At 65.4% G+C, this 14595-nt stretch carries 16 protein-coding genes; 6 read left to right on the plus strand and 10 right to left on the minus strand.

Going from position 1 to position 14595, the window contains the following annotated elements; all coding sequences use genetic code 11:
- Positions 1 to 87 precede the first annotated feature (87 nt).
- Complete coding sequence (locus ACTIMF_RS10270) at positions 88 to 750, minus strand: GNAT family N-acetyltransferase (RefSeq protein ID WP_442350188.1); 663 nt, start codon at positions 748 to 750, stop codon at positions 88 to 90.
- A gap of 135 nt (positions 751 to 885) precedes the next feature.
- Here ACTIMF_RS10270 and fadD8 point away from each other — a divergent pair, with 135 nt between their 5' ends.
- Together fadD8 and ACTIMF_RS10280 are read left to right on the plus strand one after the other, a co-directional pair.
- Positions 886 to 2511, plus strand: coding sequence for a fatty-acid--CoA ligase FadD8 (gene fadD8, locus ACTIMF_RS10275; protein ID WP_442350189.1), 1626 nt, complete (start codon positions 886 to 888; stop codon positions 2509 to 2511).
- Positions 2512 to 2597: 86 nt separating this feature from the next.
- A complete protein-coding gene (locus tag ACTIMF_RS10280) occupies positions 2598 to 3560 on the plus strand; it encodes an SMP-30/gluconolactonase/LRE family protein (RefSeq protein ID WP_442350190.1) in 963 nt (320 codons plus the stop codon).
- Here the strand turns inward: ACTIMF_RS10280 and ACTIMF_RS10285 are convergent.
- On the minus strand, positions 3544 to 4044 hold the full coding sequence (locus ACTIMF_RS10285) for a nitroreductase family deazaflavin-dependent oxidoreductase (RefSeq protein WP_442350191.1): 501 nt from the start codon (positions 4042 to 4044) through the stop codon (positions 3544 to 3546). The two genes, ACTIMF_RS10280 and ACTIMF_RS10285, sit on opposite strands and share 17 nt — an antisense overlap.
- 4 nt (positions 4045 to 4048) lie before the next feature.
- Positions 4049 to 5212 (minus strand): steroid 3-ketoacyl-CoA thiolase, encoded by a 1164-nt coding sequence (locus ACTIMF_RS10290; protein ID WP_442350192.1) that lies wholly within the window; start codon positions 5210 to 5212, stop codon positions 4049 to 4051.
- A 149-nt stretch (positions 5213 to 5361) separates the two neighbouring features.
- On the opposite strand from ACTIMF_RS10290, the gene ACTIMF_RS10295 reads away from it, so the two are divergent.
- Together ACTIMF_RS10295 and ACTIMF_RS10300 are read left to right on the plus strand one after the other, a co-directional pair.
- Complete coding sequence (locus ACTIMF_RS10295) at positions 5362 to 6648, plus strand: cytochrome P450 (protein WP_442350193.1); 1287 nt, start codon at positions 5362 to 5364, stop codon at positions 6646 to 6648.
- A gap of 6 nt (positions 6649 to 6654) precedes the next feature.
- Complete coding sequence (locus ACTIMF_RS10300; protein WP_442350194.1) at positions 6655 to 7098, plus strand: nuclear transport factor 2 family protein; 444 nt, start codon at positions 6655 to 6657, stop codon at positions 7096 to 7098.
- Positions 7099 to 7156: 58 nt separating this feature from the next.
- On the opposite strand, the gene ACTIMF_RS10305 is transcribed toward ACTIMF_RS10300, so the two are convergent.
- A complete protein-coding gene (locus tag ACTIMF_RS10305) occupies positions 7157 to 7576 on the minus strand; it encodes a DoxX family protein (protein WP_442350195.1) in 420 nt (139 codons plus the stop codon).
- 115 nt (positions 7577 to 7691) lie between these two features.
- On the opposite strand from ACTIMF_RS10305, the gene ACTIMF_RS10310 reads away from it, so the two are divergent.
- Entirely contained in the window at positions 7692 to 8036 is a 345-nt protein-coding gene (locus ACTIMF_RS10310) for a winged helix-turn-helix transcriptional regulator (RefSeq protein WP_442350196.1), read from the plus strand.
- A 77-nt stretch (positions 8037 to 8113) separates the two neighbouring features.
- Here ACTIMF_RS10310 and ACTIMF_RS10315 read toward each other — a convergent pair whose 3' ends face one another.
- From ACTIMF_RS10315 to ACTIMF_RS10325, 3 genes are read right to left on the minus strand one after another with little or no spacing between them, the layout of a single operon-like run.
- Positions 8114 to 9283 carry a thiolase domain-containing protein gene (locus tag ACTIMF_RS10315; RefSeq protein ID WP_442350197.1) on the minus strand — a complete coding sequence of 390 codons (1170 nt, stop codon included), beginning with the start codon at positions 9281 to 9283 and terminating at the stop codon, positions 8114 to 8116.
- Positions 9283 to 10320: a thiolase domain-containing protein gene (locus ACTIMF_RS10320; RefSeq protein WP_442350198.1), complete on the minus strand. Its 1038-nt coding sequence runs from the start codon at positions 10318 to 10320 to the stop codon at positions 9283 to 9285. The genes ACTIMF_RS10315 and ACTIMF_RS10320 overlap by 1 nt, the downstream gene beginning before the upstream one ends.
- A gap of 24 nt (positions 10321 to 10344) precedes the next feature.
- Positions 10345 to 11358, minus strand: coding sequence for a Zn-ribbon domain-containing OB-fold protein (locus ACTIMF_RS10325; protein WP_442350199.1), 1014 nt, complete (start codon positions 11356 to 11358; stop codon positions 10345 to 10347).
- Positions 11359 to 11426: 68 nt separating this feature from the next.
- Here ACTIMF_RS10325 and ACTIMF_RS10330 point away from each other — a divergent pair, with 68 nt between their 5' ends.
- Positions 11427 to 12461, plus strand: a complete 1035-nt coding sequence (locus ACTIMF_RS10330; RefSeq protein WP_442350200.1) for an LLM class F420-dependent oxidoreductase — start codon at positions 11427 to 11429, stop codon at positions 12459 to 12461.
- A 246-nt stretch (positions 12462 to 12707) separates the two neighbouring features.
- On the opposite strand, the gene ACTIMF_RS10335 is transcribed toward ACTIMF_RS10330, so the two are convergent.
- The 3 genes from ACTIMF_RS10335 to ACTIMF_RS10345 are packed head-to-tail and all read right to left on the minus strand — an operon-like array spanning position 12708 to position 14571.
- Complete coding sequence (locus ACTIMF_RS10335) at positions 12708 to 13295, minus strand: TetR family transcriptional regulator (RefSeq protein ID WP_442350201.1); 588 nt, start codon at positions 13293 to 13295, stop codon at positions 12708 to 12710.
- 1 nt (position 13296) lies between these two features.
- Positions 13297 to 13713, minus strand: coding sequence for a PaaI family thioesterase (locus tag ACTIMF_RS10340; RefSeq protein WP_442350202.1), 417 nt, complete (start codon positions 13711 to 13713; stop codon positions 13297 to 13299).
- Positions 13714 to 13761: 48 nt separating this feature from the next.
- Positions 13762 to 14571 (minus strand): crotonase/enoyl-CoA hydratase family protein, encoded by an 810-nt coding sequence (locus tag ACTIMF_RS10345; protein ID WP_442350203.1) that lies wholly within the window; start codon positions 14569 to 14571, stop codon positions 13762 to 13764.
- Between the last annotated feature and the right edge of the window lie 24 nt (positions 14572 to 14595).

Below are 14595 nucleotides of genomic sequence, written 5' to 3' on the forward strand. Positions count from 1 at the left end.
CCCCTCCCCCCCCTCTCCCCCAGCTCCCAGGGCCCCCCCCCCCCCCCCCGGCCGCCGCCCCCCCCCCCCCCCCCCCACGACTGCCCCTCAGGCGGTTGCGCCGGGGGCTCGAACGACCATCGGGACGCCCGGGAAGTAAGCGGCCATCTCCGAGCGGCACCGACGAAGCGCGGCGACGCCATAGCCCTTCTTCCGGCTCTCCGGGCGGATCCAGATGCGGACGTCGACCTCGCCTCGGACGAGTTCGCCGAAGACGATGCCGACCTTGTCGTTGTTCTCGACTGCTACCAACCAGACGGCGTCTTCGTTGTCGACGCGTCCGACGCCCTGCGCGATCTCGTCGCTGATCTCGCCGGCAGGTGCGCCGGAGCCGTCGCCTGCCACTCCCTGCTCAGCGGTGCGCTCGGTGAACAGGTCCGAATCGTCGGTGGCGGAGAAGGGGCGCAGGTTGAGCGTGTCGCCGCTGCTCGCGGGACGTTCGGCCAACGTGAATGTGATCTCGTGATTGAGGTCGTCGAGTTCGCTCTGGTTCTTACGGCGGCCCGCTTTAGTCAACTGGTGCAACGACATGTTGAGAACGGCCTCTGCGCCGAGCTGGGACTTTCCGAGAAGTTGAGCGATCGCTGCGGCTGCGGAGTCGCGGTCGTCAGCTTCGACGATCGTGTCCAGAACCTCGTGTCGCCGCTCAAGGGCGGTAAGCAGTGCATCGGTGATGTCGCGACGGGTGGTTGCTAGATCCAAATCAGTCATAGACCGATCGTTGCACGACTTTCTTGTTACTGGTGGGTCTACTGATGGGTAAGTTCATCGCGCAGTCGATGTTGTGCGGCAACGGGTTTCGGTGAGCGGCTTTCACATTTCTAGAACACGTTCTAGTGTGGTGGAATGAGTGGAGAAGAGACCGACCTGCCCGCCGACCGACTCCTGCACAACCCTGTGCACCTCGGTGATCTGATGGTCGCCGCCCTCAAACGGCACGCGAACAACCCGGTGCTGCATTTGGGCGACACGGCGCTGACCGGACGCGAGATGGCCGACGCGATAAGTCGCTACGTCCAGGCGTGCGAAGGCCTCGGCGCCGGAACTGGCACGGCCGTCGGACTCCTCGCGTCGAACCGCCCGGAAGTGCTGTTCGTCGTCGGCGCCGGACAGACCCAGGGATGGCGCCGGACGGCGTTGCATCCCCTCGGATCGGCAGACGATCACGCGTATGTCCTCTCGGACGCCGGCGTCACCACTCTGATCGTCGATCCGGTCCCGATGTTCGTCGAGCGAGCTGTCGCGCTACTGGAGAAGGTCGACTGCCTCGCGCAGGTCCTGACTCTCGGGCCCGTACCACCAGAACTCGCCGACGTGGGCGTCGACCTGATCGCCGAGGCCGACGCCTATGCGGCGAAGACCTTGACGGCGAAGGTACTCGACCCCGAGCACGTCGTCTCGATCACCTACACCGGCGGCACCACGGGCAAGCCGAAAGGCGTCATCGGAACCGCTCGCGCGATGTCGACGATGACGCAGATCCAACTCGCCGAGTGGGAGTGGCCCGAACGACCCCGTTTCCTCATGTGCACACCGCTCTCGCATGCGGGCGCAGCCTTCTTCGTGCCGACGCTCATCAAGGGCGGCACGATGCTGGTACTCGGTAAATTCGATCCGGCCGAAGTGCTCGAGACCATCGAACGGGAACGGATCACGGCGACGATGTTGGTGCCGTCGATGATCTATGCGCTGATGGACCACCCCGACTCCCGAACCCGGGACCTGTCATCGCTGGAGACCGTCTATTACGGCGCGTCCGCGATCAACCCGGTCCGGTTGGCCGAGGCCATCGACCGGTTCGGCCCGATCTTCGCGCAGTATTACGGCCAGTCCGAGTCGCCGATGGTGATCTCGTATCTGCGTAAGGATGAGCACGATCGCGCCAGGCTCGGCAGTTGCGGTCGGCCATCGGCGTTCCTGCGAACCAAACTCGCGGGCCCCGACGGTACGCCTGTCGCACAGGGCGAGCCCGGTGAGATCTGTGTGTCCGGATCTCTCCTCGCCGGTGGCTACCTCGGGCTGCCAGAGCAGACGGCTGAAACGTTCGCCGACGGCTGGCTGCACACCGGCGACGTCGCGCGGGAGGACGAGGACGGGTTCTGGTTCATCGTCGACCGGACCAAGGACATGATCGTCACCGGCGGGTTCAACGTATTCCCCCGCGAGGTGGAGGACGTCGTCGCCGAGCATCCGGCGGTTGCTCAAGTCGGGGTGATCGGGGTTCCCGACGAGAAGTGGGGCGAAGCGGTGACGGCCGTCGTCGTCCTGCGGCCGGACGCCGATCGATCCGATGCCGCTACCAGTGAGATCGTCGACGAGATTCAAATGGCGGTCAAGCAACGAAAGGGCGGCGTACAGTCGCCGAAACGCGTGGTCTTCGCCGACTCGTTGCCGCTCACTGCTCTCGGCAAGCCCGACAAGAAGGCGCTGCGCGCTCAGTTCTGGGAGGGGCTCGAGCGCTCAGTGGGGTGATCTCCTCCGCTGCGCTACAGAATGTGACTGGGATCGATTCGGTCCTCCGGCGGTTACCGTGTAGCCAGAACCGGCGAGGAGTTGTGATGAGGATTCGCAGAAGTGCGCTGGTGGCGAGCGCCGGTGTGTTGTTCGGACTCTCGGTCGGGTCGGTTCCTGGACTTCAGGAGGCGGCGGTCGGCGTCGCGCACGCCGACACGTGCGCTCGGGCCTTGGTTGACGTGAAGATTCCGGCTGCGACGCCGGTGCGCTCCTGGGCGGAGAACGTCGGGTTCGACGCCGACGGAGACTTGTGGGTCTCTCGCGTCCTCGAGAACGTGATCGAGCGGTATGACGCAGGCGGCCGCCTCACCGGTCGAGTTCACGTCGATTCCCCAGGCGCTGTCCGTCTCGGGCCGGACGGGCGCATGTTTGCGACGTCCGGCGACACCACGGTCAACATGGTCCCCGGGCTGCCGCTTCGCGGGACCGTCATATCGTTCGATCCATCTGTGCTCGAACGGGTTCGGGTTGAAGCCCGCGGGTTGGGTATGCCGAATGGTCTCGCTTTCGACGACATGGGCGCGATGTATGTCGCCGACTCGAACCTCGGCGTCGTCCGGGTTCGACGTGATGGGACGATCGACCGTGCATGGACTGCGCGCGCGCCACGAAACCTGGCACCCGATGCGACCGTGAATGGAACCGGCATGAACGGGATGGCGATCGTCGACGGCAACGCCTACGTCGGTATGACCACCAGCGCGAGCGGTCGGATCTTGCGCGTGCCGCTCGACGACCCCGCCGATGTGTCGGTCGTCGCGGACGTGACGGCTCCGTTGCCTGGCGTCGTCGACGATCTGACGATCGTGCCGGGAGGGCGTCTGGCCGTGGCGAGGACCACCGGACAGGTCGTCGTCGTGGGCAAGGACGGACGACGCTGCACGGTCGGTGCAGGCCGCCCACTGACGTCTCTCGCGGTGACTCCGTCCGGTGATTCTGTAGTCGCGGGAACTGAGGACGGTGCCGTGCTCGAGTTCAGTGGGCGGCTGTTCAGCGCCTCTGTGTGACTGTCCGGGCTCGATCGCAGACGACGACCGGGATCCTTCGATCGGTCCACGCGGCGTACGTGTCAAAATCGGAGTACAACTCGATCAACGCGGGCCACAGCTCGTCGCGCTCGGCGTCTCCCGCGATTCGGGCGGTGAATTCGCCAGTGTCCGAACCGATCTGAATCCACACCGTGGGGTCTGCCTTCAGATTGAAGTACCAGGCGGGGTTTGCGGGCAGCCCGCCCTGCGACGCGACGAGCACGATCGACTCGCCGCGTCGCATGTACAGCAACGGGACCGTGCGCGCCTTACCCGACTTACGCCCGGTCGTCGTCAGCAGACACACGGGAACCGGCTTGCGCATGGCGGCGCCAACCCGCCACTGGTCGCCCAGACGTCCGCCGGTGACTCGGTACAGCGCAGTGTTCAGCCGCGACCCGTACTTGATGAGCCGTCCGACTAATGGCGAATCCAGTTGTGCGGGACGGTTGCTCGGATCCATCAGGTCAGATTCGTTCGAGAATCGTCGCCGTCGACAGTGCGCCCCCGGCGCACATGGTGACCAATGCGTGTTCGCCGTCGGTGCGCTCGAGCTCGTGCAGCGCGGTGGTGATCAGGCGTGACCCCGTGCTGCCGACCGGGTGGCCGAGGGCGATGGCGCCGCCGTTGACGTTGACCTTGTCCATGTCCGCGTCGTGGACCTGCGCCCAGCTGAGTACCACCGATGCGAAGGCCTCGTTGATCTCGACGACGTCGATGTCGTTCAGGCTCATCCCGGTCCGATTGAGGACCCGTTCGGTCGATTGCACTGGACCGTCGAGATGGTAATAGGGCTCGGCCCCGACGAGGGCCTGGCTCTTGATTCGTGCACGCGGACGAAGACCGAGCTCACGGGCTCTGTCCTCGTCCATAATCAGGACGGCCGCGGCCCCGTCCGAGATCTGCGAAGCGGTGCCCGCGGTGTGGATGCCGCCTTCCATCACGGGCTTCAAGGCGGCGATCGACTCGGCCGTCGTCTCGCGCAGCCCCTGGTCACGTGTGACGTCGAGGATCTGTCCGGTCAGGTCGCCTTCCCTGGTGCGCTCGGGTGCGTTGACGGCGAGGACCTCGCGGTCGAAGCGCCCCTCGTCCCATGCTCGCTTGGCGTTGGCCTGCGACCGTACGCCGAGCGCGTCGACATCTTCGCGGGTGAGGCCGCGCCGTTGTGCGATGCGTTCGGCGGCTTCGAACTGGTTGGGCATGTCGATGCTCCACGATTCCGGGCGCCGCGGACCGGCATCGGTGCCGACGTTCGCGCCGAGTGGCACATGCGACATCGATTCGACGCCGCACGCGACCCCGATGTCGATCGCCCCGGCCGAGACCAGGCCCGCCACAAGGTGATTCGCCTGCTGCGCGGATCCGCACTGGCAGTCGATGGTGGTGGCTCCGGTCTGCCACGGCAGCCCGGAGTGTAACCACGCGGTGCGTGTCACGTTGTTGCCCTGCTCGCCGACTTGCATCACCGCGCCGCCGATGACCTGCTCGACGAGGGCTGGATCGATTCCGGCCCGCTCGAGAACACCGAGTTGTGCCGCGCCCAGGACTTCCGCGGCATGTAACCCCGACAACCACCCGTTGCGCTTGCCGATCGGCGTGCGAGCCGCCTCGACTATTACCGGTACACCCATTCCACAGTCCTCTCTGAAGATCAATCTTCACCAAAACTAGAACAAGTTATTGTTCGCGTCTATCCAGTGTGGCAGAGTGTGAGCTACAGCAAATTGTAACGGGTTCTTGTTTCAGGTGAGGCCCGCGACCTTTGGAATGAGGTGATGACGTGGTCCAGGCGCAGAGCGTTGACACGGGGGCGTCGCAGGAGTCAGCGGGAAGTTGCCCGTTCATGCATCAAGAGGGATGGGACTTCACGAATCCCGACCTACTGATGCACGGGATCCCGATGAAGGAGTTCGCCGAACTCCGCAAAACCGCTCCGATCTGGTGGAACGCACAACTTCCCGGCAAGGGCGGCGGCTTCCACGACGGCGGCTACTGGGTGGTGTCCAAGCTCGATGACATTCGAGAGATCTCGAAGAACGCCGACGACTGGTCCACCAACGAGAACGGCGTCATCATGCGTTTCGATGACGAGATGGATCCCGAGCAGCTCGAAGGCACCAAGGCGCTCCTGATCAACCACGATCCGCCGGAGCACACCCGCATGCGCAAGATCGTCTCGCGCGCGTTCACGCCGAAGGCGGTTCACGCGCTCGAAGACAAACTCGACGAGGCCGCGCGGCGAATCGTGTCCGAGGCGGCGGCGACCGGGAAGGGTGACTTCGTCGAGCAGGTCGCCGTCGACCTGCCGCTGCTGGCGATCGCCGATCTGCTCGGCGTCCCTGAAGCTGATCGCGCCAAGCTGTTCCACTGGTCCAACGCGATGATGAACTACGACGATCCCGACTTTGAGCCGGATCCGTTGACCGCCAACATGGAGATCCTCGGCTACGGCTACAACATGGCCGAGCAGCGCCGTCAGTGCCCGGCCGACGACATCGTCACCACGTTGATCGAGGCCGATATCGACGGCCACGCGCTCGATGAGGCCGAATTCGGGTTCTTCTTCATCTTGCTCACCGTGGCGGGCAACGAGACCACGCGTAACGCCATCTCGCACGGCATGAACGCGTTCCTCGACAATCCGGAGCAGTGGGAACTGTTCAAGGCAGAGCGACCCGCGACCGCGGTCGACGAGATCGTCCGCTGGGCGACTCCCGTCAACTGCTTCCAGCGCACCGCCAAGCGCGACCTGACCCTCGGGGGTGTCGACATCAAGAAGGGCGAGCGCGTGGGCATGTTCTACGGCTCGGCCAACTACGATGAAGACATCTTCGACGATCCGTACACCTTCAACATCATGCGCGACCCGAACCCGCATGTCGGTTTCGGCGGCAACGGCACGCACTTCTGCATCGGAGCCAACCTGGCCCGCATGGAGATCAACCTGATGTTCAACGCGATCGCCGACCTCATCCCCGACATCACCAAGATCGGCGACCCCGACCGTCTCCGTCACGGGTGGATCAACGGGATCAAGGAACTGCAGGTCGATTACGGGACGAAGTGAGGACGCATGGCTGACGAACGGCCGTCGTACCTCGACCTCGATCGGGAGAACAACCCGGCGGTGCTCGCCGGTCGTCGCTCGCGAGATGCGGTGACGGCACGCGACAAAGACGCGTGGCTCGCCAACTTCGCGGCAGACGCCGTCGTCGAAGACCCGGTGGGGCCGTCGATGTTCGACGAAGACGGCGTCGGACATCGGGGTGCCGACGGACTCTCCGCCTTCTGGGACAAGACCATCGGCACCACCGAGAAGATCGACTTCGTCTTCGACAAAGAGATCATCTGCGGTGACGAAGTGGCGTACGTCGGGAAGATCGTCACCCACATAGCGGGACACATCTCCGAAGCGAACGGGGTCTTCACCTATAAGGCCGACAGCAACGGCGACCTGGTGGCGTTGCGGGCTTTCTGGGAGGTCGGAGAGACGATGTCGTCTCTGCGTCCTGCATAGATCGGTTCATGACAAGAGCCCGACGACCACGTGGTCGTCGGGCTCTTGCCACGGGCGGCTACTTCTTGAAGCGTTTGGCGACGTGGGAGTCGACGGAGGCGAGGCCTTGGTCGGCGATGGCGACGGCGATCAGGCCTGCGATGAGAGCCAGGGGGAGTTCGTATCCGCCGTCGGACGCCCAGAAGCCTGCGTCGATGTGGGCGATGAAGATGGCGCCGATCATGTCGAGGATCAGCAGGAGGGCGACCAGCGGGACGGCGAGACCCGCGATCAGGGCGATACCGCCAGCGAACTCGAGGATCGCAGCGACCCATGCGGAGAGAGTGGGCGCCGGAACGTCCATCATCTGGAAGCCCGCAGAGGTGGCGTCCATGCCGTTGACGAACAGTTTCTGGCAGCCGTGTGCCAGGAAGATGATGCCCAGAATGACTCGGGCGATCGTCGTCGACAGTCCCTGGGCGTGTTTGAGCGGGTTCATATGCGGCTCTCCTCCGAGAGTGTGGGGGCGCTCTCGCGAAACGCCTGAGTGAACAAACTAGTATGATCGAATCACTTACCTTTCGTAAGTGCAAGCGGGGGCGTACATTGATTTTGTGCCCGATTCCGATGTGCTGCCGTATGACGTCTTCGCGAAGATGTGTCCGTCGCGGCAGGTGTTCGAGCACGTCACCGGAAAATGGGGTGCTCTAGTGCTCGGCCGGCTCGACAGTGGTCCGCAGCGTTTCGGTGAGATTCGCTCGCAGGTCGAGGGGATCAGCGATCGCATGCTCACGCAGACTTTGCGCACATTGTGCGATGACGGTCTCGCAATTCGTGCAGCGGATTCGCCGGCGCACCCGGTGTATCGGCTGACCGAGGCCGGCGAGAACGTAGCGGTTGCAGTTCGAACCCTCATCACCGCCGTCGAAGACGCGATGGCGAGCGGCGTGGGCACGTAGCCTGACACGCACAGCGAAGCGGAGCCGAGATCAGGTGATCCCGGCTCCGCTCGTCTGGTCGATCAGGTGTGCGCAGACTACGGCTTGTCCGCCCCGACGACCCACATCGAGAAGTACTGCGATCCGCCGCCATACGCGTGGCCTAAGGCCTTGCGGGCGTCAGGAACCTGGTGCTCGCCGCCCTTACCCATCACCTGGATCGCGGCTTCGGCACAGCGGATCATGCCGGACGCGCCGATGGGGTTGGACGACAGCACGCCGCCGGACGCGTTGACCGGCAACCTGCCGCCGATCGCGGTGTCGCCGGCCTCGGTAAGCTTCCAACCCGAGTACTCGGGCATGAAGCCGAGGTTTTCTAGCCACATCGGCTCGAACCACGAGAACGGCACGTAGATCTCCGCCGCGTCGATCTCCTCGAGCGGATTCGTGATTCCGGCGGCCTTCCACAGTGCGGCCGACGCGTCACGTCCGGCCTGTGGGCTCACCACGTTGCGGTGCGAGTAGGAGAGCGGTTCGGTGCGCATCGCCGTCGCGTGCAGCCACGCGACCCGGCGCCCTTCGGCGACCGCGTCGTCGGCCGCAGCCTCGTCGCCGATCACCACAGCGCATGCGCCGTCCGACGACGGGCACGTCTCGTCGAAGCGGATCGGATCCCACAGCATCTGCGAGGCGAGGACCTTGTCGACGGTGATATCGGGCTGCTGCAGGTGGGCGAGCGGATTGAGCGACCCGTTCTTGCGGTCCTTCGCCGCGACCATCGCGCCGATATGGCTGGGCGCCTTCGAGTTATTGATGTACGCACGGACGTGGGGGGCGAAGAATCCGCCCGCGCCCGCCCCGACCGGCATCGTGAACGGCACCGGGATCGACAACGCCCACATGGCATTCGACTCCGACTGCTTCTCCCAGGAGACGGCTAGAACGCGGCGGTGCACCCCGCTGCTGATCAGTGAGGACCCGACGATCGCCGTCGACGCTCCGACCGATCCGGCGGTGTGTACGCGGATCAACCGCTTGCCGACCGCTCCGATCGCCTCGGCCATCGCGAGTTCGGGCATCATCGTCCCCTCGAAGAGGTCGGGAGCCTTCCCGATGACGATCGCGTCGATGTCGTCGAGACTCACCTGGGCCTCGTCCAGTGCGCGGTCAATTGCTTCACGGCACAGTCCGGCCATGGTCACGTCGTGGCGTTTGGCGACGTACTTGGTCTGTCCCGTGCCCAGTACGGCTGCGCGATTGCGTCCCATCAGTTTCCGCCTTCCAACGTGAGGACCATGTTCTGTTGCAGCAGTGGGCCGCTCGTCGCGTGGGCGACCGCGGTCCGGGCGTCGCCGGTCAGGACCGCATGCGCGGCGTAACCGATGCGCTGGAGGCCCGCGGAAAACAGTGCGTTCCCGCTGAATGCTCCACCGGACGGATTGATCCGCGTGTTCTCCCCGATGCCGAGTTCACGTCGGACGATCAACTCCTGGTGGGTGAACGGTGCATGGATCTCGGCGACGTCGACGTCACGGCTGCGGTCACCGAACGCGGTGTTCGCGGCCAGCTCGGTCGACGGAGAACGAGTGAGATCTCGTGAACCGATGTTCGGGGTGTCGATACGGTGGTCCCAGCCGGTGACCCATGCTGGGTTGTCGACGAGTTCGCGGGCACGGTCCTCGCTCGCGAGGACGACGGCAGCTCCGGCGTCGGCGTATGGAGCGATGTCGTGGGCGCGCAACGGTTCTCGCACATAGTCCGCGCCCAGGAGGTCGGTGGGGTCGGCTCCACTCGACCGCGCGGCGACCGCGGCCATCTCGGCTTCGGTCCATGCACCGGCGTCGATGCCTGCGCGGGCCTGCAGTCCGGCGAGGGACGGAGCGTCCGGCCACAGTGGAGCCACCGTATACGGATCGGTCTGTAGGGCCAGGGTCGTGTCCATGTCGCCGGCCGAGGCCTTGCCGAAGCCGTAGGCCAGGGCCAGATCCACCTCACCGGTCGCGATCTTGACCCACGCCTCGTACAGGGCCCAGGCCGCGTCCATCTCGACGTGCGATTCGTTGATCGGCGGGACGGCCCCGATCGCGTCGATCGCCGAGATGAATGAGAAGGCCCGCCCGGCAAGGTAATCCGATGATCCGCTGCACCAGAACTCGATGTCGGTGCGGCTGATGTCCAGTTCTTCGTACAGCTTGTTGAAACAGGGGATGAGCATCTCGACGCCGTTGGTGGTGCCGTGCGTCTGCGGGACGTTGGTGCTGTGGGCGAACCCCACCACTGCGATCCGCGGGAAGTTTGCACTCATGGTCGGTCGACTCCTTTCGCGGGTCTAGAGGTGGTTTCGGTATGACTCGAAGTCGGCGTCCGGCTCGCCATTCGGTGCGAAGTGGCTGATGTTGCGCAGGGTGTGATCCCATTCGGCTTCCGGGCGCCAGACGGCCTTAACGCGCATACCCATTCGGACGTCCTCCGCGGGGGTGTCCAGGATGAGATGCAGGAACGGGATGTCTGCGCCGTCGAGGAGCACGTACGCGGCGACGTACGGCGGTTTGATCTGCTGGCCGAGGAACGGCACGTTGACGATGCAGAACGTCGTGATGGTTCCGGTGTCCGGCAATTCGACACGATCGACGGTCGGGGAGCCGTCGGCGGGACTGACCTGACGGGGCGGAAAGTAGACCTCGCCGGTCGCCACTCGTCCGCCGATCAGCTTGCCCGCCTTGAGTCCTTCGAGATACCAGGACTCCTGCTCGGTCGCCGAGTGGCGGACCGTCATGCCGATGGGCGTCGTGATCACGACGTTGCCTGCGTCGTCGGCGATCGACTCGCCGTCGGACGGCGCAGCCGTCTCGGGAGCGTCGCCGAGCGCGAAGTGGGCGATGTCGTCGATGCGTCCGGTCCGCACGTCGCGCCATACTGCGTGCACCCGCGCGCCGGTGCTCACCTGGTCGGCGGCGTCGGCGGCCACCGCGTGCAGCAGCGAGGTGTCGGCCCCGTCGAGTCGGACCAGTGCCCACGCGAACGGACCCGCGAGCGGCTGGTTCTGCGACGGGGAGGGTTGCCACGTCCACGACTCGACGGTGCCGACTGTCTCGACTTCGACGATCTCTGTGATCGGTCGGTTGTTCGTCGGGTCGTACTCTGCGGGCGGCACACTGACGCGACCGTCCGATCCTCGACTGCCGACGATTCGGCCGTCTCGGAGGGCGAGTGCGAACTGGGAGAGCACGGGGCCGAGCGACCTCGTGTAGTCGAAGGAATTGGTCAGGTCCGCGGAGAGGATCTCCGATTCGGGTGCGGGCACCGACACTTCGGGACTCGAATGTTGGGCACTAGTCGTCATCCCCTAACTAGAACACGTTCTAGTATTGTGGGCAAGGGTTCGGACGACTCTTGACGAAAGGCGAGCGAATGAAACTCGGCCTACAGCTCGGATATTGGGGCGCTGGTCCGATCGAGAATGCGGCGGACCTCGTCGTCGCGGCCGAGAACGCGGGCTTCGACTCGGTGTTCACCGCGGAGTCGTGGGGATCGGACTGCTATTCCCCGTTGGCCTGGTGGGGCTCGCAGACCTCGCGCGTGCGCCTCGGCACCGCGGTGGCTCAGCTGTCGGCACGACCTCCGACATCGCTGGCGATGGCAGCGTTGACGCTCGACCATCTCTCCGGCGGACGGCATGTGATCGGGCTCGGCGTCTCGGGTCCGCAAGTGGTCGAGGGCTGGTACGGGCAGTCGTTCGGAAAGCCCCTCGCACGGACCCGGGAGTACGTGCAGGTGGTGCGGGATGTCCTCGCGCGTGAGGCGCCCGTCACCAGCGACGGGCCGCACTATCGACTTCCGCTGGCCGATGGGGCGGGCGTCACCGGTCTCGGGAAGCCGCTGAAGTCGATCACCCATCCGCTGCGCGCCGACATCCCGATCTGGCTCGGCGCCGAAGGGCCACGCAACGTCGCACAGACCGCGGAGATCGCCGACGGCTGGCTCGCGGTCTTCTACACGCCGCGGCTGGCCGACATGTTCAACACCTGGCTCGACGAAGGGCTCGCGCGGCCCGGCGCTCGTCGGACCCGCGAGAGCTTCGAGATCGCTGCGAACGCGCAGTGCGTCATCACCGACGACGTCCCAGCGGCCATCGAGCGGTATCGGCCGTCGACCGCCCTGTACGTAGGCGGGATGGGGGCGAAGGAGAAGAACTTCCACGCCGACCTCTACCGGCGGATGGGCTACGGCGACGTCGTCGACGAGGTCGGACGACTGTTCCTGTCCGGCCACAAGGCGCAGGCCGTCGCCGCGGTGCCAGACGAGATGGTTCGCGAGACCATGCTCGTCGGCACCCGGGACGAGGTACGAAGCCAGATCGGTGACTGGGAGGCGGCCGGCGTCACGACCCTGATGGTGACTGCTCGGGACATCTCGACGATCCGGGAACTGGCCGAATTGATCTGACAGGTCACGCGCCGAGTCCGTTTCGACGTATCCGTCGCAGGCGGCGAGACGTCCGCGAGTGATGATCGCTGTGATCTCTGCGTACTGGGGTGTGACGGGGCAGCGTGCACGTGCGGCAGCGTCCGCGCCGCAGTGGGTCGCTTCGCCGACGATCACTGTGCGCGGTGAGTTCCGCAGCCGGTCGGGAGCACGATATCCATCACCGGATGCTAACTCTCGTGCTGGACGGGCGGAAGAGGTCGACTCTCACTCGCTGGACGAGATCACGCGGCGCGAGGTCGCCACGACGGAGTCTCGCAACCATTGTCGCGGTCTGCCGTCGGGGAGGTGCCGTCGCACGGCTCCGTACGGGAGGTCGACGAGCGCATACACCGCCCGATCGAACTCCTCGCGTCCGGGATTCTCGAAATGGCGACCCGTCCACTCGGCGAGTGCTCTCCTAGCGGCGTCGTTGCGTTCACGGAGCTCGTCGACCACCGATCGTGGTGCGCGGCGGTCGATCTCGCACTGGTCGAAGGTCAGCAGAAGCCGGGCTTTGCCGGGGTTCTCCGCACACCAGTCGAAGACGTGTGCGACGGCCGCATCCGCTGCGGCGACAGTGTCGTCGCCCGCCAAGACGCTGAGGAGACCGGACTGGAACTCGGAGATCGTGCGGAGCCAGAGGCGTGCGAGGATCTCGTCGCTGCCCGCGAAGCGGTGGTAGATCGATCCGGACGGTGCGCCTGCTGCTCTGGCGATGGCGACGGCGGTGACTGCCGCCGCTCCGTCGTCGAGCGCCACCTGCAGTGCGGCGTCGAGCAGGTCGTCGGTGCTGAACTTCGGACGTCGGCCCACGTCAGTCCGCGGCCGACGTCGCCAGCGTCGTGCCTTGGGCGACGGCACAGAGTTTCGCCCCGCCTGCGTCGTCGACGATCTCGATCAGGCAGCGGGTTGCGGCTTTCCGACGACTCGAATGCACGAGTTCGGCGGTCGAGCGCAAGATCGAGCCGTCGCGGGCTCCCGAGACGTAATCGATGGTCAGTCCGCTGGTCAACACATTCGGTCCCAGACCGAGCGCCGCCGCATACGTCAGGCTGTTGTCGGCGAGGTACGCGAGCACTCCGCCGTGGACTAGCCCGTACTGCTGCCGGAGTCGGTCGTCGACGGGTATCTCGAGGACGGCGCGATCGTCGCCGAGCGACACGAGGCGCGCACCGAGCAGTTCACTGAACGGTTGTGCGGCGAGGACCTGACGGGCGAATGTGATGTCCATGTATTAGAGACTTGTCGCTAATACGCGGAGTGTCAATGCCGATGGACGTCACTCGCCGGTGAACGCGGGCTTCTCCTTGTTGGCGAACGCGCGAGGACCGATCTTCGCATCGGCGGATTTGAAGACGGCTGCGCCGAGTTCGGCGTCGATCTTGAACGCCTCCTCCTCGTGTAGACCTTCGGAGTCGCGGATGGTCTTGAGGATCGCCTGGACCGCTAACGGTCCGTTCGCCGCGATCTGGTCGGCGATCTGCAGTGCCTTGTCGAGTGCGGTGCCGTCCGGTACGACGTAACCGATGAGCCCGTACCGTTCGGCTTCGGTCGCGGTGATGTGCCTGCCGGTCAACAGGATGTCCGCTGCGACGGTGTACGGAATCTGCCGAACCAGCCGGACTGCGCTGCCGCCCAACGGGAACAGTCCCCACTTCGCCTCCGACACACCGAATTTCGCGCTCTCGCCCGCGATCCTGATGTCTGTCCCCTGCAGAATCTCGGTGCCGCCTGCGATCGCGGGGCCCTCGACCGCTGCGATCAGCGGCTTGGTGAGACGGCGGCCTTTCAGGAGCGCGGGCATCCGAGTCAGGTCCCAGCCGCCCTCGGAGAACTTGTCCCCCGGGGCCTTCTTGTTCATCGACTTGAGGTCCGCTCCCGCGCAGAAGTAGCCGCCCGCGCCGGTCAGGATCGCCGCCCGAATCTCGGGGTCGGCGTCGACCTGGTCCCACGCCTGCTCCATGATCGCCATCATCTCGGTGGAGAGTGCATTGCGTGCCTGTGGACGATTCATCGTCACAATCAGGACGTGGTCGCGCTTCTCGACGAGACAGTCGGGTGCTGTGGGGGCGGTGGTCTGTTCGGGCATCAGTTCCTCCGGTCTTTTGCCAAG

Source organism: Gordonia sp. (in: high G+C Gram-positive bacteria), assembly GCF_052106715.1.
In the GTDB taxonomy this organism is placed as follows: domain Bacteria; phylum Actinomycetota; class Actinomycetes; order Mycobacteriales; family Mycobacteriaceae; genus Gordonia.